At 56.2% G+C, this 25,988-nt stretch carries 24 protein-coding genes and 2 pseudogenes; 13 read left to right on the top strand and 13 right to left on the bottom strand.

The annotated features are described in order from the left end of the window. The first annotated feature begins 36 nt into the window (after window positions 1–36). Window positions 37–1,287, top strand: a complete 1,251-nt coding sequence (locus ACYZUC_RS16885; protein ID WP_461989377.1) for an MFS transporter — start codon at window positions 37–39, stop codon at window positions 1,285–1,287. On the opposite strand, the gene cueR is transcribed toward ACYZUC_RS16885, so the two are convergent. From cueR to ACYZUC_RS16870, 3 genes are all read right to left on the bottom strand, one after another. Then, window positions 1,241–1,654, bottom strand: a complete 414-nt coding sequence (cueR, locus tag ACYZUC_RS16880; protein ID WP_461989376.1) for a Cu(I)-responsive transcriptional regulator — start codon at window positions 1,652–1,654, stop codon at window positions 1,241–1,243. The genes ACYZUC_RS16885 and cueR overlap by 47 nt on opposite strands. Continuing rightward, window positions 1,651–4,044: a heavy metal translocating P-type ATPase gene (locus tag ACYZUC_RS16875; protein ID WP_461989375.1), complete on the bottom strand. Its 2,394-nt coding sequence runs from the start codon at window positions 4,042–4,044 to the stop codon at window positions 1,651–1,653. Before ACYZUC_RS16875 ends, cueR begins: the two co-directional genes overlap by 4 nt. Window positions 4,045–4,230: 186 nt before the next feature. Beyond that, complete coding sequence (locus ACYZUC_RS16870; RefSeq protein WP_008031317.1) at window positions 4,231–4,614, bottom strand: hypothetical protein; 384 nt, start codon at window positions 4,612–4,614, stop codon at window positions 4,231–4,233. 147 nt (window positions 4,615–4,761) lie between these two features. On the opposite strand from ACYZUC_RS16870, the gene ACYZUC_RS16865 reads away from it, so the two are divergent. Both ACYZUC_RS16865 and ACYZUC_RS16860 read left to right on the top strand, forming a co-directional pair. Further along, a complete protein-coding gene (locus ACYZUC_RS16865; protein WP_008031318.1) occupies window positions 4,762–4,959 on the top strand; it encodes a cation transporter in 198 nt (65 codons plus the stop codon). Between the two features lie 236 nt (window positions 4,960–5,195). Continuing rightward, a complete protein-coding gene (locus ACYZUC_RS16860; RefSeq protein WP_223413673.1) occupies window positions 5,196–6,392 on the top strand; it encodes a multidrug effflux MFS transporter in 1,197 nt (398 codons plus the stop codon). A gap of 8 nt (window positions 6,393–6,400) precedes the next feature. On the opposite strand, the gene ACYZUC_RS16855 is transcribed toward ACYZUC_RS16860, so the two are convergent. The 3 genes from ACYZUC_RS16855 to ACYZUC_RS16845 all read right to left on the bottom strand — a co-directional run bounded on the left by ACYZUC_RS16855 (window position 6,401) and on the right by ACYZUC_RS16845 (window position 8,042). Next, a complete protein-coding gene (locus ACYZUC_RS16855; RefSeq protein ID WP_008031321.1) occupies window positions 6,401–6,571 on the bottom strand; it encodes a hypothetical protein in 171 nt (56 codons plus the stop codon). A gap of 134 nt (window positions 6,572–6,705) precedes the next feature. Next, window positions 6,706–7,719, bottom strand: a complete 1,014-nt coding sequence (locus ACYZUC_RS16850) for a zinc-binding alcohol dehydrogenase family protein (protein ID WP_461989374.1) — start codon at window positions 7,717–7,719, stop codon at window positions 6,706–6,708. A 29-nt stretch (window positions 7,720–7,748) separates the two neighbouring features. Further along, a complete protein-coding gene (locus ACYZUC_RS16845; protein ID WP_008031327.1) occupies window positions 7,749–8,042 on the bottom strand; it encodes a putative quinol monooxygenase in 294 nt (97 codons plus the stop codon). 118 nt (window positions 8,043–8,160) lie between these two features. On the opposite strand from ACYZUC_RS16845, the gene ACYZUC_RS16840 reads away from it, so the two are divergent. Then, complete coding sequence (locus ACYZUC_RS16840; protein ID WP_461989373.1) at window positions 8,161–9,090, top strand: LysR family transcriptional regulator; 930 nt, start codon at window positions 8,161–8,163, stop codon at window positions 9,088–9,090. Window positions 9,091–9,806: 716 nt separating this feature from the next. Here ACYZUC_RS16840 and ACYZUC_RS16835 read toward each other — a convergent pair. The 3 genes from ACYZUC_RS16835 to ACYZUC_RS16825 are packed head-to-tail and all read right to left on the bottom strand — an operon-like array spanning window position 9,807 to window position 15,375. Beyond that, window positions 9,807–12,821: an AAA family ATPase gene (locus tag ACYZUC_RS16835; RefSeq protein WP_461989372.1), complete on the bottom strand. Its 3,015-nt coding sequence runs from the start codon at window positions 12,819–12,821 to the stop codon at window positions 9,807–9,809. Beyond that, a complete protein-coding gene (locus tag ACYZUC_RS16830; protein WP_461989371.1) occupies window positions 12,818–13,405 on the bottom strand; it encodes an ABC-three component system middle component 1 in 588 nt (195 codons plus the stop codon). The genes ACYZUC_RS16835 and ACYZUC_RS16830 overlap by 4 nt, the downstream gene beginning before the upstream one ends. Window positions 13,406–13,407: 2 nt before the next feature. Next, complete coding sequence (locus ACYZUC_RS16825) at window positions 13,408–15,375, bottom strand: ABC-three component system protein (RefSeq protein ID WP_461989370.1); 1,968 nt, start codon at window positions 15,373–15,375, stop codon at window positions 13,408–13,410. A gap of 197 nt (window positions 15,376–15,572) precedes the next feature. On the opposite strand from ACYZUC_RS16825, the pseudogene ACYZUC_RS16820 reads away from it, so the two are divergent. From ACYZUC_RS16820 to ACYZUC_RS16805, 4 genes and pseudogenes are all read left to right on the top strand, one after another. Continuing rightward, a pseudogene (locus tag ACYZUC_RS16820) lies at window positions 15,573–16,233 on the top strand (SOS response-associated peptidase family protein); the annotation flags it as partial. Window positions 16,234–16,370: 137 nt separating this feature from the next. Beyond that, window positions 16,371–16,640 carry a hypothetical protein gene (locus ACYZUC_RS16815; protein ID WP_461989369.1) on the top strand — a complete coding sequence of 90 codons (270 nt, stop codon included), beginning with the start codon at window positions 16,371–16,373 and terminating at the stop codon, window positions 16,638–16,640. After that, window positions 16,615–16,926 carry a BPSL0761 family protein gene (locus ACYZUC_RS16810; RefSeq protein ID WP_461989368.1) on the top strand — a complete coding sequence of 104 codons (312 nt, stop codon included), beginning with the start codon at window positions 16,615–16,617 and terminating at the stop codon, window positions 16,924–16,926. The genes ACYZUC_RS16815 and ACYZUC_RS16810 overlap by 26 nt, the downstream gene beginning before the upstream one ends. Window positions 16,927–17,106: 180 nt before the next feature. Next, window positions 17,107–17,883 carry an SIR2 family NAD-dependent protein deacylase gene (locus tag ACYZUC_RS16805; RefSeq protein ID WP_461989367.1) on the top strand — a complete coding sequence of 259 codons (777 nt, stop codon included), beginning with the start codon at window positions 17,107–17,109 and terminating at the stop codon, window positions 17,881–17,883. Between the two features lie 321 nt (window positions 17,884–18,204). On the opposite strand, the pseudogene ACYZUC_RS16800 reads toward ACYZUC_RS16805, so the two are convergent. From ACYZUC_RS16800 to ACYZUC_RS16790, 3 genes and pseudogenes are all read right to left on the bottom strand, one after another. Continuing rightward, window positions 18,205–18,342 (bottom strand): annotated as a pseudogene (locus ACYZUC_RS16800) (copper-binding protein); the annotation flags it as partial. Window positions 18,343–18,476: 134 nt separating this feature from the next. Beyond that, the gene (gene pmrG / locus ACYZUC_RS16795; RefSeq protein ID WP_461989366.1) at window positions 18,477–19,130 is read right to left on the bottom strand and encodes a lipopolysaccharide core heptose(II)-phosphate phosphatase PmrG; all 654 of its coding nucleotides are present in this window, start codon (window positions 19,128–19,130) and stop codon (window positions 18,477–18,479) included. Between the two features lie 287 nt (window positions 19,131–19,417). Beyond that, on the bottom strand, window positions 19,418–20,278 hold the full coding sequence (locus ACYZUC_RS16790; protein ID WP_461989365.1) for an SMP-30/gluconolactonase/LRE family protein: 861 nt from the start codon (window positions 20,276–20,278) through the stop codon (window positions 19,418–19,420). Window positions 20,279–20,441: 163 nt separating this feature from the next. On the opposite strand from ACYZUC_RS16790, the gene rloA3 reads away from it, so the two are divergent. The 4 genes from rloA3 (at window position 20,442) to ACYZUC_RS16770 (ending at window position 23,515) form a co-directional block, all read left to right on the top strand. Continuing rightward, window positions 20,442–20,975: a retropepsin-like aspartic peptidase RloA3 gene (gene rloA3 / locus ACYZUC_RS16785; RefSeq protein WP_461989364.1), complete on the top strand. Its 534-nt coding sequence runs from the start codon at window positions 20,442–20,444 to the stop codon at window positions 20,973–20,975. 124 nt (window positions 20,976–21,099) lie between these two features. Continuing rightward, complete coding sequence (locus tag ACYZUC_RS16780) at window positions 21,100–21,792, top strand: response regulator transcription factor (protein WP_461996722.1); 693 nt, start codon at window positions 21,100–21,102, stop codon at window positions 21,790–21,792. A 16-nt stretch (window positions 21,793–21,808) separates the two neighbouring features. Then, window positions 21,809–23,017, top strand: a complete 1,209-nt coding sequence (locus ACYZUC_RS16775) for a sensor histidine kinase (RefSeq protein WP_461989363.1) — start codon at window positions 21,809–21,811, stop codon at window positions 23,015–23,017. A gap of 105 nt (window positions 23,018–23,122) precedes the next feature. Then, on the top strand, window positions 23,123–23,515 hold the full coding sequence (locus ACYZUC_RS16770; RefSeq protein WP_461989362.1) for a YkvA family protein: 393 nt from the start codon (window positions 23,123–23,125) through the stop codon (window positions 23,513–23,515). Between the two features lie 75 nt (window positions 23,516–23,590). On the opposite strand, the gene ACYZUC_RS16765 is transcribed toward ACYZUC_RS16770, so the two are convergent. Then, window positions 23,591–24,112 (bottom strand): putative ATP-dependent zinc protease, encoded by a 522-nt coding sequence (locus ACYZUC_RS16765; protein WP_461989361.1) that lies wholly within the window; start codon window positions 24,110–24,112, stop codon window positions 23,591–23,593. 401 nt (window positions 24,113–24,513) lie between these two features. Here ACYZUC_RS16765 and ACYZUC_RS16760 point away from each other — a divergent pair, with 401 nt between their 5' ends. Continuing rightward, window positions 24,514–25,920 carry an FRG domain-containing protein gene (locus tag ACYZUC_RS16760; protein ID WP_461989360.1) on the top strand — a complete coding sequence of 469 codons (1,407 nt, stop codon included), beginning with the start codon at window positions 24,514–24,516 and terminating at the stop codon, window positions 25,918–25,920. Window positions 25,921–25,988: the final 68 nt, after the last annotated feature.

The raw sequence follows: 25,988 nt of genomic DNA, 5'->3' as shown, positions 1-25,988 counted from the left end.
GGCTTGCCCGCGAAGACGTCAACCCAGGCAACCCAAATGTGTCATACCCACCACACTCAAGGACTGAATGTGAACACCTCCACCCGCAATGCCCGACTGATCATTGCCGCCCGTCTGGTCTCGGACTTTGGCGCGTTCCTCAACATGGTCGCCCTGGCCACCTACGTCTACCTGCTCAGCAACAGCGCCATGAGCGTCGGTATCTTCCTCGCCAGTCGCGTGGGCGGAGGGATTTTCGCCAGCCTGATCGGCACGAGGTTTTATCGCCGCTGGGCCGGGCGCCTGCCGTTGATCGCGTTCGACCTGCTGCGCGCCGGATTGCTGGGCTTGCTGCTGGTGCTGCCAGTCAGCCAACAAGCGCTTTTGCTGCCGGTGATCGCTTTTGGCCTGGGCTTTGGCAATTCAATGTTCGCCATCGGCCTCAACAGCCAGTTGCCGCACTTGATCGATGGCGAGCAGTTGCTCAAGACCAACGCCTGGATCACCTCTGCATCGTCGGCGGCGATGGTCGGCGGAAGTCTGGTTGCGGGGTTGTTGGTGGCGGCGTTTGGCTTTGAAACGGTCTTTGCGCTGAACGTTGTCACTTACCTGCTGGCCGCGTTGTTCATCCTGCCGCTGCGGTTTGCCGGACCGTCTCCCGGTGCCGAGCCCGATCATGAACGAGGCGAATGGTCAGCGCTGCGCCAGGGGCTGCGCACTACGCCGGTGGTGGCCGCGATGCTCGCGGTCGCCATGGCCGACACTCTGGGCAGCGCTGCACACAACGTGGGTTTGCCGATCATTTCAAAACTGCTGACACCCGAATCGGCCAGCACCACGTTGGGCCTGATGCTGGCGGTCTGGGCTAGTGGAAAATTGATCGGCGCACGGATTGCCAGTCGCCTGAAAGGCTCGGACAACGTGAACCTGGAGCGACGGTTTTTCTTCGGCGTGTTGCTGATGTCTTGCGGCTTCATCCTGATGTTCCAGCAGCAAACGCTCTACGGTTTGTTGCTGTTCTCACTGCCGGCAGGGCTGGGTGACGGCTTCTCGGAAGTCGGCCTGATGTCGCGTCTGCAACGGGAACCGGACAACCTGCGCTTGCCGATTTTCAGCTTTCTGACGTTGCTGCAAATGACCGGGTTCGGCATTGGCATGCTGATCGCCGCGCCGTTCTATTCATGGTGGACGCCCGGCGCGGTGGTGCTGTTGTTCCACGGCATTCCCCTCACCACTTTGTTGGTGGTGAAGGTGCTCGCGGTCAGGGGTGAGCGGGTACGGCGCAGCAACCCGACTCAAGATTTTTGAGGATCGGGCAGTCCGGGCGGTGATCGCCCTGGCAGTGCTCGACCAGGTCCTGCAACGTGTCGCGCAACTGACCGAGCTCGAGGATTTTCTGGTTCAGCTCGTCGATGTGCTGACGCGCCAGCGCTTTCACATCGGCGCTGGCGCGTTGGCGGTCCTGCCAGAGGGTCAGCAGTTTACCGACCTCTTCCAGGGAAAACCCCAAATCCCGCGAACGCTTGATAAAGGCCAGCGTGTGCAAGTCGTCAGCGCCGTACATCCGGTAACCGCTGTCGGTGCGATTAGCCGCCTTGAGCAAGCCGATGGACTCGTAATAACGGATCATCTTCGCGCTCAGGCCACTTTGGCGGGCTGCTTGGCCGATGTTCATCGGTTGTCCTCCAGATCCTTGGGTTTCCAGGTTTTCAACAGTAGCGCATTGCTCACTACGCTGACGCTCGACAACGCCATCGCCGCGCCGGCCAGCACCGGGTTGAGGAAACCGAACGCGGCCAGCGGAATGCCGATCAGGTTATAAACGAAGGCCCAGAACAGGTTCTGACGAATCTTCGCGTAGGTCTTGCGGCTGATGTCCAGCGCTGCCGGCACCAGGCGTGGATCGCCGCGCATCAGGGTGATGCCCGCCGCGTGCATGGCGACGTCGGTGCCGCCGCCCATGGCAATGCCGATGTCGGCGGCGGCCAGGGCCGGAGCGTCGTTGATGCCGTCGCCGACCATCGCTACTACGCCGGTCTTTTTCAATTCGGCGACGGTGGCGGCTTTGTCGGCCGGCAGTACTTCGGCGTGCACGTCGGTGATGCCCAATGCCTCGGCGACCACTTTGGCGCTGCCTCGATTATCACCGGTCAGCAGGTGGCTGCTGATGTGGCGGGCGTTGAGTTGTTGCACCGCTTGCAGCGCACCTGATTTGAGGGTGTCACCGAAGGCGAACAAACCCAGCACGGTCGGCGCGGGGCTTTGCTCGATCAACCAGGACAGGGTCCGGCCTTCGGTTTCCCATGTGGTAGCAGCGTCGGCCAATGGACCCGCGCTCAACCCGCTTTCTTCCAACAGGCGACGATTGCCCAGCGCCAGGCGCCGACCCTCAAGGTTGCCTGCGATGCCGCGCCCGGTCAGGGACTGGCTGTCGCTGACATCGGCCACGGTCAACCCGCGTTCGGCGCACGCATCCAGAACCGCCTTGGCCAATGGATGCTCACTGCCGCGTTGCAGCGCGCCGGCCATTTGCAGCAGGGCGGCTTCGTCTCCGTCGATGGCGTTCAGATGGGCGATACGCGGTGCGCCCGAGGTCAGCGTGCCGGTCTTGTCGAACACCACCGCGCTGACTTCATGGGCCCGTTCCAGTGCTTCGGCGTCCTTGATCAGAATCCCGTGACGCGCCGCCACACCGGTGCCGGCCATGATCGCCGTTGGCGTGGCCAACCCGAGGGCGCAAGGGCAGGCGATCACCAATACCGCGACGGCGTTGATCAGCGCGGTTTCCATCGGTGCGCCGTACAGCCACCAACCGATCAGGGTTGCCAGTGCGATCAGCAGCACCGTCGGCACAAACACCTGGCTGACTTTATCCACCAGTTTCTGGATCGGTGCTTTCGCCGCTTGCGCGTCTTCGACCAGGCGGATGATCCGCGCCAGTACGGTTTCCGCACCCAAGGCCTGGGTGCGAACCAACAGACGACCTTCACCATTGATGGCGCCGCCGGTGACCTTGTCGCCGGGTTGTTTCGGCACCGGCAGGCTTTCGCCGCTGATCAGCGCTTCGTCGGCATGGCTTTGGCCTTCGACCACTTCGCCATCCACCGGGAAACGTTCGCCGGGTTTGACCAGCACCAGATCATTCAGGCGCAAGGCACTGATCGCCACGTCCTGCTCGCGACCGTCGATGACTTGAATCGCCCGCTCGGGGCGCAAGGCTTCGAGGGCGCGGATGGCGCTGGCGGTCTGGCGTTTGGCGCGGCTTTCGAGATATTTGCCAAGCAGCACCAGCGCAATCACGACGGCAGATGCTTCGAAATACAGGTGCGGCATGCGTCCGGCGGCGGTGGCCCATTCATAGAGGCTCAAGCCATAACCGGCGCTGGTGCCGAGGGCGACGAGCAAGTCCATGTTGCCGGCACCGGCGCGTACGGCTTTCCATGCCGCCACATAAAAGCGTGCGCCGAAGATGAACTGCACCGGCGTGGCCAAGGCGAATTGCACCCACGCGGGGAGCATCCAGTGCACGCCGAACGGTTGCAGCAGCATCGGCAATACCAGCGGCAAGGCGAGGGCGATCGCCATGATCAACACCCAGCGTTCGCGGTGCAGGCGCTGATGTTGTGAGTCGGTTGACGGGTGTTCGACTTCCCAGACGCTGGCGTTGTAACCCGCCTTGGTCACAGCCGCGATCAGGGTTTGCGGGTCGATCTGCCCGAGCAGTTCGAGGTGGGCGCGCTCGTTGGCCAGGTTGACGCTGACGCTTTTGACGCCGGGCACCTTGGCCAGCGCTCGTTCGACCCGACCGACGCAGGACGCGCAGGTCATGCCGTCGATGCTCAATTCCAGACTTTGCTGCGGCACGCTGTAACCGGCCTGATGCACTGCATCCATCAACGCCGGCAGGCTGTCACTGGGCGCTTGAACCCGGGCCTGCTCGGTGGCCAGGTTGACGCTGACAGCCGTGGCGCCGATGACTTTGCTCAAGGCACGCTCGACACGCCCGGCGCAACTGGCGCAGGTCATGCCGGCAATCGGCAGATCAAACGTGGTGGATTCGGACATCGGTCGCACTCCCTGTAGTAGATGCCTACAGGATCAACCTTGCCATGCTGGCAAGGTCAAGCGCAAAGATTGGGGGGGTATTTGTAGGAGCGAGGCTTGCCCGCGAAGGCGGTATTTCAGACACATCCTCGTCGACTGATACGCCGCCTTCGCGGGCAAGCCTCGCTCCTACAAAATCGTGGTGGATCAGTAGTCGAGGGCAGTGGGCTTGAGGTACATGCCTTCTTGCGTCATCGCAATCCGGAACTTCAACACGTCCCCGGCCTTGAGGCTGATGTTCTGGGACCCAGGCGCGAGCATGCCTGGATTGCAACCCGGCGCCTGGCCCGGCAGCAATTTCAGGCGCAGCGAAACGTTGCCTGGCGGCAGGTTGAAGGAGGTGCTTTGTTCCTGAAACAGCCGTGCCGACAGTTGATCCTGGAGGTACACGCCGATTTCGCAGTTGGTCGACACTTCCAGGCGCTCGCGGGAAATGATCAACACGCCGTAATCCTCCCCAGCGGCATTGACCGAGGGCACGGCGGCGAAAAGGCTGAGGAAGCCAAACAGGCTGAGAGCTGACCAGCGCATGGCTGAATCTCCTGAGATCGAGTCATAGATGCACGCAGCTTGGCCGAGCGCGACGCCGATTGCCAGCCCGGCAGCTCACTTCAGAACTTGACCTTGCCATGGTGGCAAGCTCGAGACTGTTCGCAATCTCACTAAAGGAGTCATTCCATGCAAGTGTTCAACGTTCAAGGCATGTCCTGCGGTCACTGCGTCAAAGCCATCACTCAAGCGCTGCAAGCCAAGGATCCTGCGGCCAGCGTACGGGTCGATCTGGCGGCAAAGGAAGTCGGCGTCGAAAGTGCGTTGACCGCGGATCAAGTGATCGCCGCGATCAGCGAAGAAGGCTACGAAGTGAAAGTCGCCTGAAGGCCCGACAAAAATCCTTGTAGGAGCAGAGCTTGCTCGCGAATGCGGTGGGTCAGACGGCATTGACGTGGCTGACCCACCGCATTCGTCGGAACGCCGCCCGGAGCAAGCTCTGCTCCTACAGGGGGCGGCGTTTTTTCAGGGGTTTTTAATAGTTAGCGAGCTATCGGAATGTTCAAGGCGTCGATGCGCGGCTAGACTGTGGGGCCGCCGACCTCCGTCCCACTGGATACCCGATGAACTTCCGTACCATTTTGATTCTTGGCGCACTTAGCGCTTTTGGCCCACTGGCAATCGATTTCTACCTGCCGGCGTTTCCGGCCATGGCGCTGGCGTTCGGCACCGATGAACAGCACGTTCAACTGACGCTGGCGGCGTATTTCCTCGGTTTGTCTATCGGTCAGCTAATGTACGGCCCGGTGGCGGATCGTTTTGGTCGACGCATTCCGTTGCTGACGGGTGTCGGTCTGTTCACCATCGCTTCCCTGGCGTGCGCCTACGCGCCGAACTTGGAATGGTTGCTTGGCGCGCGGTTCGTCCAGGCGCTGGGCGGTTGTGCAGGGATGGTGATTTCAAGGGCGATCGTCAGTGACAAATGCGATGCGGTGGGTTCGGCGAAAGTCTTTTCACAACTGATGCTGGTCATGGGCCTGGCACCGATTCTCGCGCCGATGCTCGGCGGGTTGCTGGTCAACACCACGGGCTGGCAATCGATCTTCCTGGTGCTGACCGGTTTCAGTGCATTGGCCGGGCTGGCCGTGGCGCTCGGCTTGCCGGAAAGCATGCCGGCGAATATGCCACGTCAGCCCTTGTCGGGCGCGTTGCGTCAGTACGGCCGGCTGTTGTCGGACCCGGTGTACCTCGGCCACGCCCTGACCGGTGGCATCGCCATCGCCGGGATGTTTGCCTACATCGCCGGTTCGCCGTTCGTCTTCATCAAACTCTACGGCGTGCCCGCCGAGCACTTCGGCTGGTTGTTCGGCACCAATGCGGCGGGGTTCATTCTGGTGGCGCAGGTCAACGCGCGGTTACTGGCCAAGCGTGGGCCGGCGTTCCTGCTGGCGCGCACCGTATGGATCTACCTCGCGGCGGGCCTGACACTGCTCGCGGTCAGTTCGCTGCACACCGAGCAATTGTGGCCGTTGCTGATTCCGCTGTTTATCTGCATCGCCAGCCTCGGTTGCATCCTGCCCAACGCCTCGGCTTGCGCCATGAACGGGCAGGGCGCGCGCGCGGGCAGTGCGTCGGCAATGCTCGGTTGCCTGCAATTCAGCGTCGCCGCTGGAGCCGCGTCGCTCGTGGGTATTTTGTATGACGGAAGCGCCATGCCGATGGCCATGGTCATCAGCCTGTGCGGAGTTCTGGTGGTGAGCATAGCGATGCTCACCCGGCGTCTGCAAAATGCCCGGGCATTGGTAAAAGCCCAGGTATGAGGAAGGTCTCAGCCGGCAGCGCGTTGCTGCTGGACGGGAATCTGATGAGGGGCGAGCAATCGTGCTTCGAGGGTTCGGGTGAACGCGCGAGCTTCGGCTTCGCTACGGAACGTCACCGCGTGTTGGTCCAGGCGGACCTGCCACTGGGATTTTGCCAATTCTTTTATCAGGATCTTCATTGCTGACCTCCTCGGTTAAAAGATTGCATCGCAGAGATTCCGATTGTAGACCCGAATACGATCGCAATGATGACAACGGTCAACCTTCGGACTGACGGTGTCGTCCATTCGGACGACACTTGTATCAATCTGTTTCAGAAGCCTTCGAGGACAATCTTGCCCTTGGACTTGCCGCTCTCCAGCAGCTCATGCGCACGTCGCAAATTCGCTGCATTGATCGTTCCGAAGTGCTCGCCCACTGTGGTTTTCAACGTCCCGGCATCGATCAGCGCTGCCACGCGATTGAGCAGTTTGTGTTGCTCGATCATGTCCGCGGTTTCGAACAGCGAGCGGGTGTACATGAACTCCCAGTGCAGCGACAGGCTCTTGCGCTTTAACTTGGTCACGTCCAGCGCTTTCGGGTCATCGATCAACGCCAGTTTGCCCTGCGGCGCCAAGGCCTCGACCAATTGATCCAGATGCTGATCGGTCTGGGTCAGGCTGGCGACGTGGGTCACTGAGGTCACGCCTGCACGTTTGAGCTCTTCGCTCAGCGGTTGGCTGTGATCGATCACCAGATCGGCGCCCAGCTCACTTACCCAACTCTGGGTTTGCGCACGGGACGCAGTGCCAATGACCTTCAGCCCGGTGAGCTGGCTGGCCAGTTGCGTAAGGATTGAACCGACACCGCCGGCCGCGCCGACGATCAGCAAACTCTGGCCTTCATCGGTGTTGCCTTCGCGCACTTGCAGGCGTTCGAACAACAATTCCCACGCGGTGATCGCGGTCAACGGCAGCGCGGCGGCTTCGGCGAAGCCGAGGGTTTTCGGCATGTGGCCGACGATCCGCTCGTCCACCACGTGCAGCTCGCTATTCCCGCCGGCGCGGGCGATGGAGCCGGCGTAGAACACCTTGTCGCCGGCCTTGAACAATGTCACTTCACTGCCGACTGACTTGACCACACCGGCCACGTCCCAGCCCAGCACTTTGGCCGCGCCACCTTCAGGCTGCACGTTCTGGCGGACTTTGGTGTCCACTGGGTTGACCGAGATGGCTTTGACCTCCACCAACAGGTCGCGTGGGCCGGCAACCGGTTCTGGCAGTTCGATGTCTTGCAGGGAGTTGGCGTCGCTGATCGGCAACGAGGCGTAGTAGGCAATGGCTTTCATGAAGGGCTCCGCAAAAGTATTTAAGAAAATCAGGCCACGACGCGCAGGCGTTTGAGATCGAAGTGCTCGATCAGGTCGCCGGCCGTGGCGCGAAAATGCTGGATGTGTGCGCTGGCGTCATGGGCTTGCAGTGCTTCGTCGCTGCTCCACTGCTCGATCATGTAGAAGGCCTGCGGATTGGCCAGGTCCTGATGCAGATCGTATTGACTGCAACCGGCTTCGGCGCGGGTCGGTTCCAGCAGTGCACGCAGGTGCTGTTCGAGTGCGTCTTGCTGACCGGCTTTGGCGATCAGGGTGGCAATGGCGGTAAACGGCTGGGACATGTTCGACTCCGATAACGGGGTGATTTCGATGGGGCAGATGATTGGCTATTTCTCTGCAAGATAAAACCCGCTAAAAGAGCAGTCTCTTTCAATATTTTTTTGATAATCGAGGCTGGAAATGCTGCGTTTCGATGACTTGCAGTTGTTTGTCCGGGCGGCGGACCTGGGCAGTCTGTCGGCGGCGGCGCGGGGGATGGACATGTCGGCGGCGGTGGCCAGTGCGGCGTTGAAGCGCATCGAACAGCAACTCGGTGCGCGGTTGCTCGCCCGTTCCACCCGCAGCCTGCGCCTGAGCGCCGAGGGCGAGGGGTTTCTCGAGTACGCCCGGGCGGCCCTGAGCAACCTCGATGAGGGTCGCCGCTTGCTGGCCAGCGGTCAGGACCAGGTCAGCGGAGTGTTGCAGCTGTCGGCACCGTCGGATTTCGGTCGCAACCTGTTGCTGCCGTGGCTGGACGAGTTCCAGCGCGAGCATCCGAAACTCACGGTGCGCCTGCTGCTGGGCGACCGCATCGCCGACCTGTTCCGCCAGCCGGTGGACATTGCCCTGCGCTACGGCGAGCCGGAAGACTCAAGCCTGGTGGCGTTGCCCATCGCACCGAACAACCGCCGCGTGTTGTGTGCCGCGCCGAGCTATCTGGCCCGACACGGCGAGCCGCGGCAACTGGAACAACTGGCGCAGCACAATTGCCTGCTGTTCATGCTTGGCAGCCGGGTTCACGATCACTGGAGTTTTCACGACGGCAAACGCGAAGTCAGCCTGACCGTCAGCGGTGACCGCTTCAGTGACGATGCCGATGTGGTGCGTCTATGGGCCGTTGCGGGTGCCGGGATCGCCTACAAATCCTGGCTGGATGTTGCCGCCGATGTGTTGGCCGGTCGCTTGAAAGTACTGATGCCGGAGCTGATCTGTGAGCGCGCACCGCTGAATTTGCTGTGCGCCCATCGCGCACAATTGAGTAAGCCGGTGAACCTTTTGCGGGAAATGCTCGCCAGCCGATGCGCCGGTTTAAGTAGTCAATTTCCGATGTTGGCGGTCCCCGATCATTAGTCGCAGGTAAATAGCGAAATTTCACTCAGGAACTATCACCACCAAGGGTTTTCAGAGGGCAGGAACCGACGGTTAACGCGCATATACTAGCGCTCGCCTCAGGTACGCACGGTCGATCTCGCCTTGGCGAGTCCGCGTTCGAGTCGGCCAGGCCCGCAGTCGATCGCCGAGCCTTTGCAAAACCCTCAAGGCAATGGCTTGTGTGAGTGGGGGGCTTTGCCCGGTTTGTCGCGGTTTCCGCGTCTTGGCCGACGACACATTACTGGTCAAGATGTCTCTGAGCAGTAGACGAAACGATTCAACAGGGAGTGAATACACAGGTTCTGGATCCTTCTTAACTGTTACATGAGATTTTCATGAACGTATTCAAGAGATTATTGAAAGTAACTGTTTATAGCTTTTTTCAGTTTATTTTGAACCTGCAGTTGGGTAAAACGGCTGGGTATCCTCATGACTTTGCGAATCCCACCTGAAGAATCCTTACGTTCGTACAGCGCGGAATCTCTATTTGAATTGGAGAAATTCGACCGTCGAGTTGTTCGAGAGCCTTTCCAGGTTCAGCTTAAGCTCGGTGGACCTTCGTAAAATTACTGCATGGGTTAGTCACTTTTTGAGGACTTCGCCCTCCTAGAATTGAAGAGGTCGACTGATAGTCGCCTGCGCTAAGCGAAACCAAGCCAAATTGCTCAGCCTGGTTTCGCCCAGCTGCCGCTAAGTCAGCTCACGGGAGGTGGAGCCAAGTTGGTTTGCTGCTTACGGTGTCCTTCCTCTGCAGTAACGCCGCTGTCCGTCGGCACGAGTGACCAGATCTTCGCCTCGATGCCGTCGTTCTGGAGCTTGCGCATGAAATATCGCGCCTGCAGCGCATCGTGGGTCGCGATTACGACCTGGAAGCCGTGGTCGACAATGTAGTCACGCAGCAAATCGAAGACTGCGGACGCATGCACCAGGTCGTGGTGCTGGGTCGGATCATCGAGCAGCAGGGCTTTCCAAGGCGACCATTGGTGACTCATGGCCATTGACAACAGGAAGGTCAGCTGAAGATCAGTCAGCTGTGCCTCGCTTGCGACGTCAGGTACCGGGGCTGATTTCTTGCCCAGCGGTACTGAGACCTCGGCCCGTTCCTTGTTGTAGGAGGTGAAAAACTTAAGGCTCGCTTCGTGGAACCTCGTTTCGCGCACGACCCGTTTGAGCAGTGCCTGCCAGCGGGGAACAACCTTACTAACGTGCTTCTGAACGTTTCCGATTTCCTTCTTCAAGAAACCATCTAGGGCGTCCATAGCATCCGACAGCTTGGTTAAATCGGCCAGTTGTCCGGTGGCAATAGCGATCCTGTCGTTGAGGTATGCGAAAAAACTCTCTTCTGTGCGATCCAAGCGTTGGACATCGATGAGCCGTTGCGCAAGCTGCGATTCATTCAGCTTGGCCCAAGCCGATATCTCAATGCCCAGATTTTCAAGCATTCCCAAGTTGCTCTCAAGACCAGCCAACGTCGAACGCAAGTTACTGGCGCGCGCTTGAGCGGCTTCTGCGAGTGGATCGCCCATTAGGCCAAGCCCCTGCCAGCTGGCGCGCAGCGACGCGAGCTGGGACTGAGCATGCCTGATCGCCTCTTCGGTCGTTCTCACAGCACTGCTTAGTTCTAGTAGATGGCTTTGTTGTGCGTCTAGCGCCGACTGGACAGTATCCGCTTTCCCATGAAGCTCGCGGATTCGATCGTCGAGCTGGTTTATTTGTACCGTCAGCTCTTCGAGCGATCGCCCACCGGGTGCGCCTGACGTAAGGGCAGACAACGTGGCGATCGCTTGATCACGTCGAGTCAGCGACTCGCTGTGCTGAGCCCGCGCCTGATCGAGCGCGGCAACAGCCGTTTTGTAGGCGTGGAGAGCCTGATCGAAAGCGTCTTGAGCGATCAACGGCTCCAGACCGGCGCGCCGATCTGTCAGGCTTCTGCGACTCGCTGATATCCCCTCCAGTTGAACCCTTAGCGATTCTTTAGCCAATGGCACTGAATCGCTTGCCAGGATTGGATCAATGCGAAACTGAACAATCTCCCGCTCCAAGACTTGGCGTATATCGTCCAGTGCCGCAAGGTTCGCCTGGCAATCCCCCACAGCTTCGAGCGCAGAAACTACCTTGGCGTCGCTCGCGGCCAAGGCCTCTACAGCGGCTTTCAATTGCTGATCGGCATCGGTCAGGCTAGGGTTTATCGCCTGCAAAGCGCTGGTTACACGGTTGTGCAAGTCCTCTGCGCCATGAGGATACAAACACAGCGGACAGCTTCCTTGTTCTGGCGGAAGGTGTTCGGCAATGGAGGCCACCGCCTGGCGAATCGCATCCGCGGAAGAACTCAACGCCTGATAATGATTTCTGGCCGCGTCTTCGGCGGTTTTGCACGCTTGCTGTGCAGCACGTTTTTCGGCCAGCTCGGCGCCCAGATGGGCGAGAACCTCTTCAAGAAGATCTGACTCTTTACGGTTCTCCTTCAACCGCGTTTCGGAAGCTTCCCATTCGATGACCAACCGCTGGCCTTCACGCAGCCGTTTCTCTGTCTGGTCGAGCGATTGAAGCTGATTGTCGAGCTGAGCGTGCTGATTCTGGATCTGCAGGTTGCGCTCATGTTTTTCCCGCAACGCTGCGCATTGTTGTTCGGCGTCCCCGACGACGGTTGCAGCCTCTGTTAACGCCTGGTTACGATGCTCGACCTGCTGTTTGGCACCGGCCTCATTGACCAGTCGCTCCAGTGCTTGTGCAACGCTCACACGCTCCTGTTGAGCGAGCTGGATATTGGTCTGGTGCTCCTGAAGGAGCGTCGCGTTTTCCGTTCGGCTCTTCGAGTGACTATTGAGCGTCTCTCGCGCGACGGCCAATTGTGCGCTGAGCGTTTCGAGTCGAGACCGCACGGCACCGAAGCTTTCTACCAGGCCGTCCGCCTCCGCCAAAACTACGATGAGTGCCTGCACACGCTCCACTTTGATACGCAAGATATCGAGCAGCGCGGAATGGGCGAGGGCCAGGGTGTCCTGATTCACAGGCTCCGAGAGTAGTCCAGGTGGAATCTGTTCAAGACTCTCCGTCTGGACGGCTACCTCTGAAACGACCTTGGCAAGGTGCTCTTGCGGACGCAAGGCCCCCACAGCGCCGGCTGCGGCGATGTCGCGCTCCTGGATGAGTCGATTCCAATCACCCAGTTCTTTTTCAAGATCAATCAACCCCTTCTGTTGACGGCTTTTCTCGTCGGTCAATGACCGTCGTACAGAGGGAAGCGTCGCGCCGGCCCGGGAACCCTCACGCCCGATCGGAAGTTTCGCCAGCTGGGAACCGGCGTCTTTCTCGTCAGCCTTGACGATCCATTCATTCTCTCTTTGATCAAGCAAATGCGTCAGTCGAAGCAGGAATGGGAGGTCATTTTTTGGGATGCCGGGGAATAGGGCGCTCAGATCTCCTTCCTGGCTGACCTTACCCGCCGCGGTGACTTTGGACGTCGCGGTAAAATCAGCGAAGTTCAAACTGACCTGGGCGAACGCCTCGTCATCCCGAATGACATGGTTAATGTCGTCGTGAAGGCGGGCAATTCTCCCAGTGAGGCCAAATTCGATGGCCTCGAACAAGGTCGTTTTGCCCGTGCCATTAGGTGCGAGGACGATGGTTGCACCCGGACTCAGCTCGATCTGAACACCAGGGCCGAATTTGCGCAGGTTTGACACCGTTATGGAATTCAACTTGCTCATTGCTGATCCTCGCTGCCAGCCATCGATTCGCGCAGCGAACGCGCAACTTCGGCGCCGTTCGTAGTCGACAGCAATTCCGTCTTCCAGAAGTCAATATGGTCTTTTGTCCACGATTGAGCGGAGGAGAGCGCTTGTAACGCTGCAACCAGTGGGTCGCTAAGCGTTTCAACTTCGCCTGGAGGGTCGAGCGCCGCCAGGAATGTGCGGTCGAGAAACTCGATCGGCGTCTCTTGCTGGCGCGCTACGATTTTCCGGCAGAATCGATCATCCGTTTCAATGCGAGTGGCCTCATCATGAGTGGTGTCTCGAAGGATGATGAACATATATAGATCGGACGTTTCCGGTTCCGGCAAGACGTCGCGAACATTGGCAGCCCACTGGTGAGCCGCTTGTACCGCGTGAGATGGAAGCTCGATCAACAAAACAGTTCGCCAGCCGGCCTTGTCTATACGGGCGCGTTTGAGTCGCAGAATTTGTGAGGCGTGATCAACCTCTGGAAGCTCCATCGCATCCGCCAGTTGCACCTCATACCGACCCTCGGCACGCAGGCTTATCGCCGCGGTCAATTGTTGGAGCGTCATCATAATCAGTGTCCTTTCCCACAAGCTTCGATTGCCGCTTCGCGCGCCTGAAGCCAGGCGTTCCAGTGCTTTTGAAAATGTGCTTGCAGCTTGACCAGCGTCCCGGTTCGTAGCTGCTTATAAACTTGGAATCGGGTGACGAGAAGGCGTGGCTGTCGCTCGGCTGCCATGCTATGACCGGCTTCCAAATCCTCAGCCATACCTGCCTCAAGCAACTCAGTCGCAGACCCCTCAACACCCGAAAGGATGACTACAGGTGGTGGGGCCTGGCCCAACAGCTTGCGTAGATTGTCATCACCCAGACGCCGAGGCCCGTCATGGTCGGTAGGTACTCCAGACCAGTGGCGCAGGGCGATGCTTAGCACATCACCAATCGGCTCGATCGAACGCCAGTCAATGCCGCCAAGCCCCACACACGTTAATAGCAGCATGATGGTTGCGGATTCCATCAGCTCCACCGTGCGAGGCCCAATACGCAGCGCATGCTTGGCATTGATGCCTTCGGTCTGGGGATACATCATCTGCTCGAAAAGAAGCAGGCGGGCATCTGGATCTTTGTCTAAATCGGCGCGCCAGATCTGCCACTTTTCTGCCACGGCAGTCGACAAATCATGGTCAACGATCTCGTTCAGCTTCTTATCGACGCAAATCTGGAGCTGATGCCATACAAGATCATTCATCGCGCTGTGAAGAGCATCCGACTCGACTTTGGTATTTGCGGGGAAGGAGAGCTCGCGCCCCATAGGACAAGAAAGTGCCTCGGAATTATCAAACCATGGGAGGCCATCGAGATCACGGTCAGTGTCACCAAGCGTACTCCTCAATTCATTGTGCGCACCTTGGCGCCAGGCGGGCTCCCCCAAAAGCATGGATTCACTGCCCTTTTTCAGATGCAACGCCAGTCGAAGGATGGCGGAGGGCAGCGTGAGCGCCTTGGTGGGGCGGGCATATTTAGCATGCAGTCGAAGCCGCCTGTTCGGAATGCTCTCCGCCCAGTGATGGCTAACGATTTGCTCGGCAGGATTACGATGAGGAACAGTCGGTGTACTGCCGATGTCGTGCGTGCCGGTGACTGTCCAACTTTGACCGGGTACAGGGTTTGCCAGGTATTGCGTCCAGGTCTGAACACCTGGTAGAAGCAGCTTCTGTAGGTGCTTGGCCGCGGTATGGCAACTCACCGCGTTAGTATCAGTCGTGCTGTCCGCTATATAGTCCAGCAGCACACTCAAGGCCATGGCTGAGTCACTGAAATGTCTATCTAGCGACTCACGCGCTCTTGCCTCCAATGTACTTTCATCGCCAATACAGTGGATTTCCAGCATCCGCATCTTTTCGACGATATGGGCCCAGTCAATGAACCCGCACCACGTGGTCAGCCACGTATAGACATTCTGGGTGGGCTTATCATCGCGTTTGGAAAGCCCCGCAAAATCTACGCCATCCTTGCGACAGAGATCCCACACCTCGCGCAGATGGGTGATCTTGATAATGTCCTTACCCTTGCCTTTGATCAGAACCTCAGGCCCGGGCAGAGTCAACGAAAAGGTGCGCGTGGACGGTTTCACCCCGATTCCTGGCGGTTGCCAGGTCGCCAGACTCTTAAACACTTTTTCGAGCTCTGAGTCGAACTCATCATCAGATGGCGTCTTGGGTTTTTCTTCGGCGGTCGCGGTTTCCGTGGTTTTGGTGGCTTTCGCGGTCTTGCGTGGCTTGTAGGACGCTAGATAGTCAGCTTTGTTCAGGTGCTTTTCACTGAAGCCGCTGGTTTGCCGCTTGATTTGCAGGTGCTCCCAGTGTTCATCACTGTGATAAATGACCACATCGTCCCATTCAGCAATACCGCCTTGCTCGGCGCCAATGCCTAAGGGCGCAGGGCGCCCATCCAGAAATTTATCCACCATGTCCGACAAACGCTGAGCAATCACCAGCTTTTCGTAGCGGCCTTTCTGCTCAAGCCGGAACCTTCTAATCATTATGAATCCCTTCAAGCGATTCGGCGCGCGGGGCACCAATGGCAGGTGGCCCCGTATAGTAGCGAGACGGCTTGGCCGAAGGAACTGGAGGTTATGCATAAATTGGTAGCGCTTACGAATATTTTTGTAGAGCGCAGACGGAGAAGGCTGTGGTTTTTTAATTGTGTTTTGAGGGTTTTTCGAAGGTGAGTGTCGGGCGGTACAACGCCGAACCGAGCACGCACTTGGCCATCCTCCACCAGGTAGGTCAGTATCTACATGCTGATATGGTGCGCCGGGGATGGCGACCACACTGGGCGAAAGATCGCGCAGCACCGATCAGTGCTCGCGTGGAGAAGGTGCCCCTTGTCCATTTTTTTCGTGCGATTTGGCCGCATCGCGCAATTATCGCTATCGACAATTTGTTTGAATGTGTCGACGAAGGAAGACCAAAGAAGCAGTCCTATCTCGTCCGACACCGCGATCGGACGCCGATTCTCTGCGCTGCCATCGGTCAGTATCCAACTGCTGAGCATGAGGCAGATGAGAACGATGGATTAGTCATCGTTACTGATGACAGCGCCGGCCGTATGGTGGATATCCATGACCGCAGACCAGTGACCCTGATAAAAAATTGGTCTAAGAATGGTTGGATCCGGCGACACCCAAAGAGCACACGGAACAGAGGTGCTGATACAGGGAGAATCACCGGTAGCATTTGAATGGTTCAAAGCCGATCGAGCTATTGGTAACGTGCGCAATCAAGGTCGAGCTCTGATCGAACCGCTTGTACAAATCCAAGGTGATGACGATAAGAGCGATTCGAAAATTGCACTCATTTTTTTGAGATTTTTACAACTGTACACAGGATTCCGGTGATTTCATTCGTTTGAAATATGGAGTATGTTTTTTTTACAGTATCGTACATTTGGATCAGCAGCCTTTTTGCAGTATCGACCGGAATTTTGTGTACGGTTAATTTTGTCCAATCAAATTCTTCGGGCAGGTAGTGAAAGATGACCAAAAAACCTGTGAGATATGGTCCGAGCATCCAGCTTGATGGCAATGTAGAGGCGGGCAAACTTGACAAGAGTGAAATTGAAGTGCGGTTGGCCATCGCCGATTTCGTTATCCGTAAAGTTACCGGGACACCTTCGGGGGAAGAGATTTTCAATGTCTTGATTAAGCGTTTTGAGAATCGCTACCCGCATCACAAACTGCTTACCCAGTACCTGATCAGCCCTGGCTACATGGATTCGGATGCAGACACGGAGGATATCTACTGAATGGATGGGTCCCATTATATTAATCTGTCGATTTCAATACGTGGAGGCTAAGATGACGATGCCATTCGAACGAACAAGGTGTGTTGCACAAGCTCACTCTTTCCTGACAGAACTCGCTAGCGATACAGAGGTGCCTGAGCGCGTTAGAAGAGATGCTTATTTTTTGTTGCGCCACTTTCCCACTAAGCACGATGTGCTACAGGCTGGCCGAATTGAAGAGCAGGCAAAAAAGATGGGGATAGGAACATTCAGCCCTGTGTTTTGCTCCTCAACGGAAGACTGGTAGTACATCTGGAAGGCGTAGAAACCTGCCTTTTGCAACAGATTGCTTATAGCCGTGCCTCATTCAAACAGATACATGAGCCAGCTCGCAACTTATGGAAGATGAGCTGTTTGAACAAATAGTAATAGTACTCAGCAAGAACTCCAGTAATCCAAAGCGGGAAGATGGGAGAAAATTGGTCCCATGACTGTCGTAGAGCAAGCCGCAGACGTACTACAGAAGGCCAAGAAGGTGGTCTTTTTCACTGGTGCCGGTATCTCCGCTGATAGCGGTATCCCAACGTATCGCGAAAAACTTTCAGGGATCTGGGCCGGGCTTGATCCGAGGGACCTAGAGACGGCCAAGGCCTTTCGGGAAAATCCACCATTGATTTGGGGATGGTATCTGTGGCGACGGCTCCGAGTCGCTCAAGCAGAGCCAAATGCTGCTCATCTTGCGATACCTCACATGGCCAACTCACTGCGCCATGTTTCTGTTATCACCCAGAATATTGACGACCTCCATGAGCGAGCAGGCTCATTAAATGTTGTTCATTTACATGGCAGTTTGGCAATGCCCAAGTGCTTCGCCTGTCATCGGCCCGCTGTTGTGCCACCAGATCAGTCAGCAGTGCCGGTTGAGGGTGCTCTGGTCGAACCTCCTAGGTGCCAGCGCTGTAACGGCAAAATGCGACCTGCGGTGGTCTGGTACGGAGAGGATCTGCCAACCCAAGCTTGGAAGGCCGCAGTCCAGCTTGTAAAGGATTGCGATCTACTGATCTCAGTCGGTACCTCTGGAATCGTCATGCCTGCCGCAGGCCTTCCCGATCTCGCGTTGGAGTCTGGAGCTTCGGTTATTCATGTGAACAAGACCGACGTTGCAATGGGTGAAGATAGGGAATTCATGCTGATGGGGGCTGCCGCCGAGATATTGCCGACGCTGCTTGAAAGGATCGAGGCGGGAAAAACCCGAGATGCTTGAGCTTTGAAGGTGCATTAGGAACGCGGCCTGCCCGCTAGACCGCTACAGACGTAAGCAGTGTTATCAGATGCTTACCTTTTTACGAATAAGCTTTTTAGGGAGTTATAGAGCGATTATAGAGTGGTCCTGGCGCTGGCACCGCCGACGCAAAATCACCCGAGGCACCGATATGTAAATGACCAAACTGATTTGTCACTATGAGCGGCAGAGAACGGCCAAAAGCAGTCATTCGAGCACTCTCCGGACCTGCCTCTTTTTTCCGTCCAGTGGATTAACTCGTAGTGACCGGCGTTAGCAAGCATGCCGGTCACTACCATTATTTTATTTTCTTATGGACACAATGGTGGCTCTGCCACCCTCTAGCCGAAATGAAAACGATACACGGTCGCCAGCTGTCAGGCCTTTGGGTTGGTCCTCCGTTACGGAAAAAGCCATGGTCATCGGCGGCCATTGCACGGAGGCGGAAACAATTATCCGAGTTGGCCTCCGAAAGCTCCTTCTGCAAGACAACGCCGTGCTATCCAGCCAACTTGCAGAGTTCAGGACTGACGTTGAGTCAGCCAACGGAATCTTGAGGTCTTGGACGGCCATGACTATTTTCGACTCATAAATTCAGCGCTAAAGTCTTGTGTATTCACAAAACCGAGCGCTTGTGGTCTTTTATCATTCTCACCAAATAACAAGAAAAGCGAAGAGGTATAAGGTGGCTTTTCAGGTGCATGCACATTCAAACTTTTTTCGATTTGCCGAGTGCAGCTGCTGTGCGTAACCAGGATCAGATTGTGTCCTTTACGCTTAGTTTCAACCGACTTTTGCAGCATGATACCTCGGCAGGACGCAAGCCACTCCTGATCTTCAATTTCATGGTTAAACATGAAGATGGCGGTCTGCTTGGCCCTCGTCAGGGGGCTGGTAAAAATATCTGTCTTATCAAGACCGAGCTTTTGATATTGCTCGCCCAACCCCACTGCAACATCCTTACCCCTTGTAGTAATGCCATCTGGGGCATTCAGGCAGGGAGCGCTCGATTGATCGCAGCGTTCTGCGTGGCGAATGAGAACAATAACATTCCCATTGGTCCATGCCGATTTTAGATTGGTAATTTCCAAGGGCGTACTGTGAGCAAGGTTGGGCAGTCGAGGCGCTCTGAATAGAAAGTAGGCTGCTATTATACAAAGCACGATGACGAGCGCGGCAAAAAGCGCTTTTTTGCTGCGCCAATTCGACCTGATGAAAGACAACGACATAACGCTAGACCCCATTCAAAGCGTGGCTGATTCAGCCGAGAGCTTGCCCGAGGGACCGTGAAGAAACCGTTTGTTCGGCCACTGAAAATTAAGAATTCGTGTTAATGGCTTCTTCACTGAGAGTCGAACAGGCTGGCTCAGTCAAAAAATGAAAGTCGAGCTATGCCTTAAGGTTACAGATCGAACTCCTTTATCTCGCCAGGCCCCTGTGAGTTGTCGCAACACAACGAATTGGACACAAGTACACACCTGGTAAAAAGGATGTGAAGATAAATCTGCTGGCTAATTCATCTGCTAATGCGTTTAAGCTCAAGAATGCGGTTACGTCCTTGTTCGGCCAGCAAGTAGCGATCAGCATCGAGTCGGGTGATGGTTTGTGCTGCACGTAAGTGATTGAGAATCACCTGGAGATTACCGGACGAGTCGAGCAGCAACAGTCGGGCCATGTGAGTGGCATCCTCTGTGATCCAGAGCCCGTCCCCTGTGCACTGCACGAAACCCGGAGCGTTCAAACCCTTGGCAACGACTGTGTCAACTCCTTCAGCCTTCCATTGTTTGACCCAGCCCTTTGCCTTCTCGGTGTAAAACAAGCGCCCATCCGGGCAAATGCTGATGCCTTCACCTTCGTCGAGCCCTTCGCGAAGGACACTGAGCAAGTGGGTCTCTGGATCGTAGCGAAGCAGTCGCCCCGGCGTCTTATCCTCTATGGCGAACAACGCATGGCCATCGGTGGCGATCCCTTCGACATTGTCAGCCTCGAACAACGCTTCGCTCTTCCCATCATGTAGCCATAGCACCGGCAAAGTACCGCCCTCCTGCCCGGTCACCAGACCACCTCGGAACATGACTTGACCGTCCGGTTTGGACAGTCCTGTCAGAACTTCGGTGGTGCTGCCATCTGTATTCAAACGCAGGATCTTCCCCTTTTCATTGGAAAGCTCCTGGCTGATGAACACAGCGTTCTGATCGCCCAGTGCGAGCGCGCTGACCATCGGAATAGCGCTATGGAAGACCTCGTAGTCCCAGCCCTTTGCGGCAGTTACTGGGTAGAAATGGCGCCATGCTGGATAGCCCAGCCCAACGATAATTGTCAGACACGCGCCTAGCAAAAACATGCGCCAATTCGACCTGATGAAAGACAACGACATAACGCTAGACCCCATTCAAAGCGTGGCTGATTAAATCGAAAGCTTGCCCGACGGACCGTGAAGAAGTCGTTGGTTTGGTCACTGGAAATCAAGAATTGCGTGTTAACGGATCCTTGACGGTACTTTATGCAGACTGATGCTTCGAATCTTGGAGGAGCAACATATGGCACGCTCAACAGCAAAATGGCTCGCAGCATCCGTTCTTGGACTATCACTGATACAGCCGGCCTTCTCGGCGACTCAAAGCCCAACGAAGGTCTTTGGCTGGATCGAGGAAGGCGTACTGATGCCCGAAAATATTTCAGTGAAGATCAAGCTGGATACCGGAGCATTGACCTCCTCACTGGATGCCAAGGACCTTGAGCCTTTCCGCAAAGACGGTGAAAAATGGGTGCGCTTCAATGTTGAGGTAAAAGACAGCGAAACGGGAAAGCTGGTCACTGCTCCGTTCGAGCGTAAGGTTGAGCGTAATGTGAAAGTCCGGGGTGCCGGTGGTGCCGAGCACCGGCCGGTGGTGCAGATGACAATATGCATTGGCGACCAGGTCTATAACGAGCAGTTCTCCTTGAAGGATCGAGGCAAGATGAATTACCCCGTTCTCATCGGACGCCGTACTCTTGAGAATCTGGGATTGGTGGATGTTTCCCATACTTTCACCATGGAACCTAAGTGCGGCAAAAATGCATCTGCCAAGTAGACCTCGATGGTGACCCGAGCGGGTCATGCAGAAAGGTTGTCGCTACGGGCGCTGCCTTCGCTCAAGTAGCGGCCGCATCGGCTCACCGATTTCCATGTATGAATGAGGTAATTTGAGCCAAGCCATGCGAATTTTGATTATTGAAGACAACTCGGACATCGTGGCCAACCTCTACGAGTATTTCGAGCCCCTCGGACACGAACTCGACAATGCCCGCACGGGACAGGGTGGACTGGCTCGGGTGGCTGAGCAGCGTTTCGACGTGATAGTCCTGGACGGCATGCTGCCAGGCCTGGATGGGCTGGAAGTGTGCCGACGGTTACGTGAAGAGCAGCAATGCAATACGCCAGTGCTGATGCTCACGGCGCGAGACACGGTTCATGACAAGGTGAAAGGATTGCAGGCGGGAGCCGATGACTACCTAGTCAAGCCCTACTCGCTGATTGAATTGGAAGCGCGGCTTCATGCGTTGGTGAGGCGAGCAAGTGCACTGAGAACCGATCAGATGCTGCGTTTTGGTGATCTGGAATTTGACCCCGGAACCTTTGAAGCGCGCCGAGCAGGACAGCGGATCGAGCTGACGCCGTTCGGTTACAAGATGTTGGTGGCACTGATGCGTGCAGCCCCAAGTCTGGTAACCCGTGAGGAACTTGAACAAGAACTCTGGAAAGGCGATCCGCCGCTCAGCGATGCCTTACGAAGCCATATCCACGCCCTACGGCAGGCAATCGACAAATCCTTCCCACAATCCCCTCCAATGCTTTTCACCGTGTCAGGGGTAGGTTATCGACTGGTCGACCACCATGTTTCAAAGTGACTCGTTACGCGGTCGCATGGTCGCTGCCTATGTATTGCTGGCGGTCATCATCGTCGGTTTTTTCACGGGCTCCGCTTTCTATGTCGTCGCGAAAATCGAGAAGGAACTCATCGATAACCGGCTCGTGCGCGCAGCTGATCTTTGGGCCGCAGATTCATTTCATGTGGTGCAGTCACAAACCCTCGATCTGAGCTTTTTCAAAGGCGCGCTGATTCCGCAGCCTCTGCAATCGTTAGGACTGGGCACACACGAAATGAAGCTGAACGGACGGGGACTGCACGTTCTGATCGGTGAGGCCGGTGGCGAGCGCTATGCCGTGGTGGATGACCAAAGCGACTTCGAGTCTATCGAGTCCTCTTCATACATCACCCTGGGCATTGCGTTCCTCGGCGGCATCGGATTAGCCATCTTGATTGGCAGAGTCAGTGCGAACCGGGTAATTCGGCCGCTGACCAATCTGGCCTCCTCGGTTCAGAATAAGCATGCGATAGATCGGCTGCCCGGCCTTGATGCCACTGACGAGATTGGAGTACTGGCAAGGGCTATTGATGATCGAACCAACCAGTTGAGCTATGCCTTGCAACGCGAACGCTGGTTCACTGCCGACGTCAGCCATGAGCTACGCACCCCTCTGACGATTATGCTCGGCGCAGCGGAGGTTCTCACCAGTCGCTTGCAGGATCGTCCGGACCTTCTGGTCATGACCGAACGCATTCGACGTAATGCCTCGGAAACCGCGCAGCAGGTAGGGGCCTTATTACAGCTGGCCCGTGTGCCGGAAGTTACCGACCTCGTCTTGATCAACCTGCGGCCCCTGATTGAACGTGAGCTGGAGCGTTGCCAGCCTCTGCTCCGTGGAAAGGCCCTGACACTCAACCTCTTCTGCACTGAGGAGGTTTCGGTACGAGCCATTCCGGAACTGGTCACCATCGCCGTGAGTAACCTGCTGCGTAACGCTTGCCAGCACACTGAGCAGGGCGTCATAACCGTTTGCTTGAATGCAGCTGGGATTGTGGTGGAAGACTGCGGCACGGGATTGCCAGAGGCCGTACGTGCCCGTCTATTTGATCGCTTCGTCAGAGGGGATGATGACTTCACCAGTGGTTCGGGCCTGGGACTGTCAATCGTCAAGCGCGTGACCGAACATCTAGGATGGAATGTTCGGCATGACCCGAGCCCAAGCGGTGGTAGCCGTTTCACCTTGCGGTTTTCCCACAGTGTGTGACTCCCCCATGACCAACTGATCCGCTGGCTAACAGCTCCTAATTAAACACTGACCCTCAACGAGTTGTATTAATGACTTTTCCACGTTTCCCCCAAAGGCGCTGATATGAAAGGCATTCTTGACCATCTGCGTCGTTGGGCAAAAAGCCTTAAACGCCAGACCATGGTGCTGTGGTTTTGCTGTCAGCATGCCCAAACGCCTTGGCTACCAAAATGGATTGCGATTTTCGTGGTGGCTTACGCATTGAGCCCCATCGATCTCATTCCTGATTTCATCCCGATATTGGGCTATCTGGATGACGTAATCATTCTTCCACTCGGCATTCTGCTCGCTATCCGGTTGATGCCACCCTTGGTGCTGGAGGAGTGTCAGCTAAAAGCGAGTGAGTGGGAGAAAAACCATGTGAGGCGCCCGATGAATAAATTCGCCGGAGTGCTCATCGTCATGGTTTGGCTGGCTGCATTGGCAGCTGCATGGTTGGCTTTCAAGCACAACTGAGTGTCTGCCGGACAACAGGTGACCTTTAAGCTTTCTTCACTATCCTTGAAAGCTCATTCCATACTCCGACGCTTGTTATTGCCCTATGGCTACGCAGTGCGGCTCAACGGTAAAGGTCTTAGAGGCATCGACAAAGCCCAGCTTGGCGATCAGGTGCTGTCCAATTATCATCGGGTAAAGCATTTTGCTTCGATCATCCAGAGTGAAGTTCTCCTTGTAAACACTTTGTCCAAAACATACATCCATTTCAACGATTGGTCGTTTTCCCATGGTGGAAGTCTGGTTTTCTGGACTATGACCAACGATTTCACGTTCGAAGGACTGGTTTATCGGTAACCCATCGTTATTATCTTTCAGCGCGATATTAAATCGAGCCCACTGCACATCCCCTTTTTTGAACAGGGCAAGTTGCTTGACATCTATGCTTGACGTCGCAGAGTCGGTGTCTAGCTTGGCTCTGACAGCTATTCTTTCTGGCCAGATCAACCCTTCCTCGGCCCATCCAATGACCTTTGGGTGGCCTCCGGCGGGGAACGCGCTTTGAAATACGATTGAGGCAAACAAGGCGGCGATCAATTCGCCTGCACCATTCGTCACGAGCTTAATCCCTGAAATTTTGGATGTTTGCTGATCCTGAGCGAAGGCCTGTGAAGAGGATGTGATGATCTGTCGCTCCGGAGGAGCCTGCGCTCTCCATAGTGTCCTGTACGAAATTCGCCTAATCTGGACTTCTTTGAGTGACTGCTTTGGGTCGGAAACGGCCTTTCGTAACAGGCTGCAATCGGCCCATAGCAGCCGCTTAGGGGGATGGACGTAGGCATGCTGCCTGTCGCGCTGTGCTTTGGTAGTGCCGACCGGAGCCTCCACAGCCTCATGGCTGTAGCGGCCATCGTTTGGTCGATCACCTCCACCATCCTGAGTCTGTTGGTAATTTGAATACTGGCAAAACTGTGCTATGACGTTGAGCAACGCAAGAGAGAACGGGACAAGGACACATAGTGCAGAGCTTCAACTACATCTCCTTCGGAAATCGGGATTATCTCGCAGGGAACGGTAATGAGATCTCGATGGGGCGGGGGCGCATGTTCGAATACACGCCAACCGACATTGAGAAGCGGCTTGAAATCCTCGATTCCACAGCGATCGCCTTTCTCGAAAAATTACCGACCTTCTTGTGTAGCGAGATCATGCGAGTTAGAGACGGCGTCTCGATGCTCATCAAATACGGTCGAATTTCCCAAACTACGCCCGGGGTAAAAGAAGTCTCCACCCTATTCGAGACAGTGATCGATTTCGGTGAGGTCGAGTTCGACGACATCGAGACAGCCCAGAGGGTGTTCGGCGCAGATCGATTCCAGCTCCACCGCACTCACTGGGCTGTCCGTGAAGGCGACGCGCAGATGGTGTTGCGCCGATTGGCCAATCTTAATCCCGCCCTTGCTCAACTCATTGACACACCTGAGGCGCCTCGCGCCGAAGATACAACGATCCAGCCTCCGCCTCGCGATAAAAAGATCCTTGGCGTCGCCGATAGCGTGGAGTCCTTTCTTCAACTGCTCTACGCCTCGCCGGGAAAAGACGCGAGCGAAACTTTCTTCCGAGGTCATAGTAACGCCAGTTATGAGCTGACGCCGTCACTGCTGCGCAAATGGGAAAATGGTGACTGGATGTTTATGCCGAGCGAGGACCGACTCTGCAAGGAACTATTAATTGCGCATTACGATGAATTCCAGGGCGATCAGTATTGTTTTGACCGACTTGTGCGCATGCAGCACTACGGTTTACCTACGAGACTGCTTGACATCTCTAGCAATCCCTTGGTGGCGCTCTTCTTTTCCTGCTCTGGCAAGAAAGACCAATCGGGACTTGACGGTGAGGTCATCGTCTTCAAAGTCGAGTCGCAATTGGTAAAATACTTTGACTCGGACACCGTTAGTTGCCTTTCAAATCTCTCCAACCTCACGTATGCACAAAAGAATAACATCGATCTCGGCCTCGATAAGGACGCATTTAATGGAACTGACGTCGTAGGAAAACTGCTCCACCACATCAAGTCGGAGAAAGGCTTTTTCGAGGGGAGGATTGTCCCAGACGACCTAAGGTCTATCATCTGCGTAAAGGCAAAACGAACTAATACGCGCATCAAGTCGCAGTCCGGCGCATTTCTGCTGTTTGGGCACGAGGCTGCGCTTCCTGATGCAGGCCAGGATGGGATTGAAATCGACCGAATCACGATCCAAAACAAACCTCATATTCTCGAACAGCTGGACCGAATCAACATCAACGCAACAACCGTCTATCCGAGCATCCAAGAAACTGCTGTTCATTTGCGGGATAAGCATCAGTTTCCGCGACCTCGCAAACAAGACGCTGTCGCGGCGGCCAATACCACTCCAGAAATCTAATTCGACGGCCACGTTCAAGGTAGAGAGCGATGTCCGCTTTGGGTCGATCTCTGCCGGCCATAACCGGG

The sequence above is a fragment of the Pseudomonas sp. GT1P32 genome (assembly GCF_054897805.1).
The sequence above is the reverse complement of the archived record's forward strand: the minus strand, read 5'-3'. Positions and strand labels throughout refer to the sequence as shown.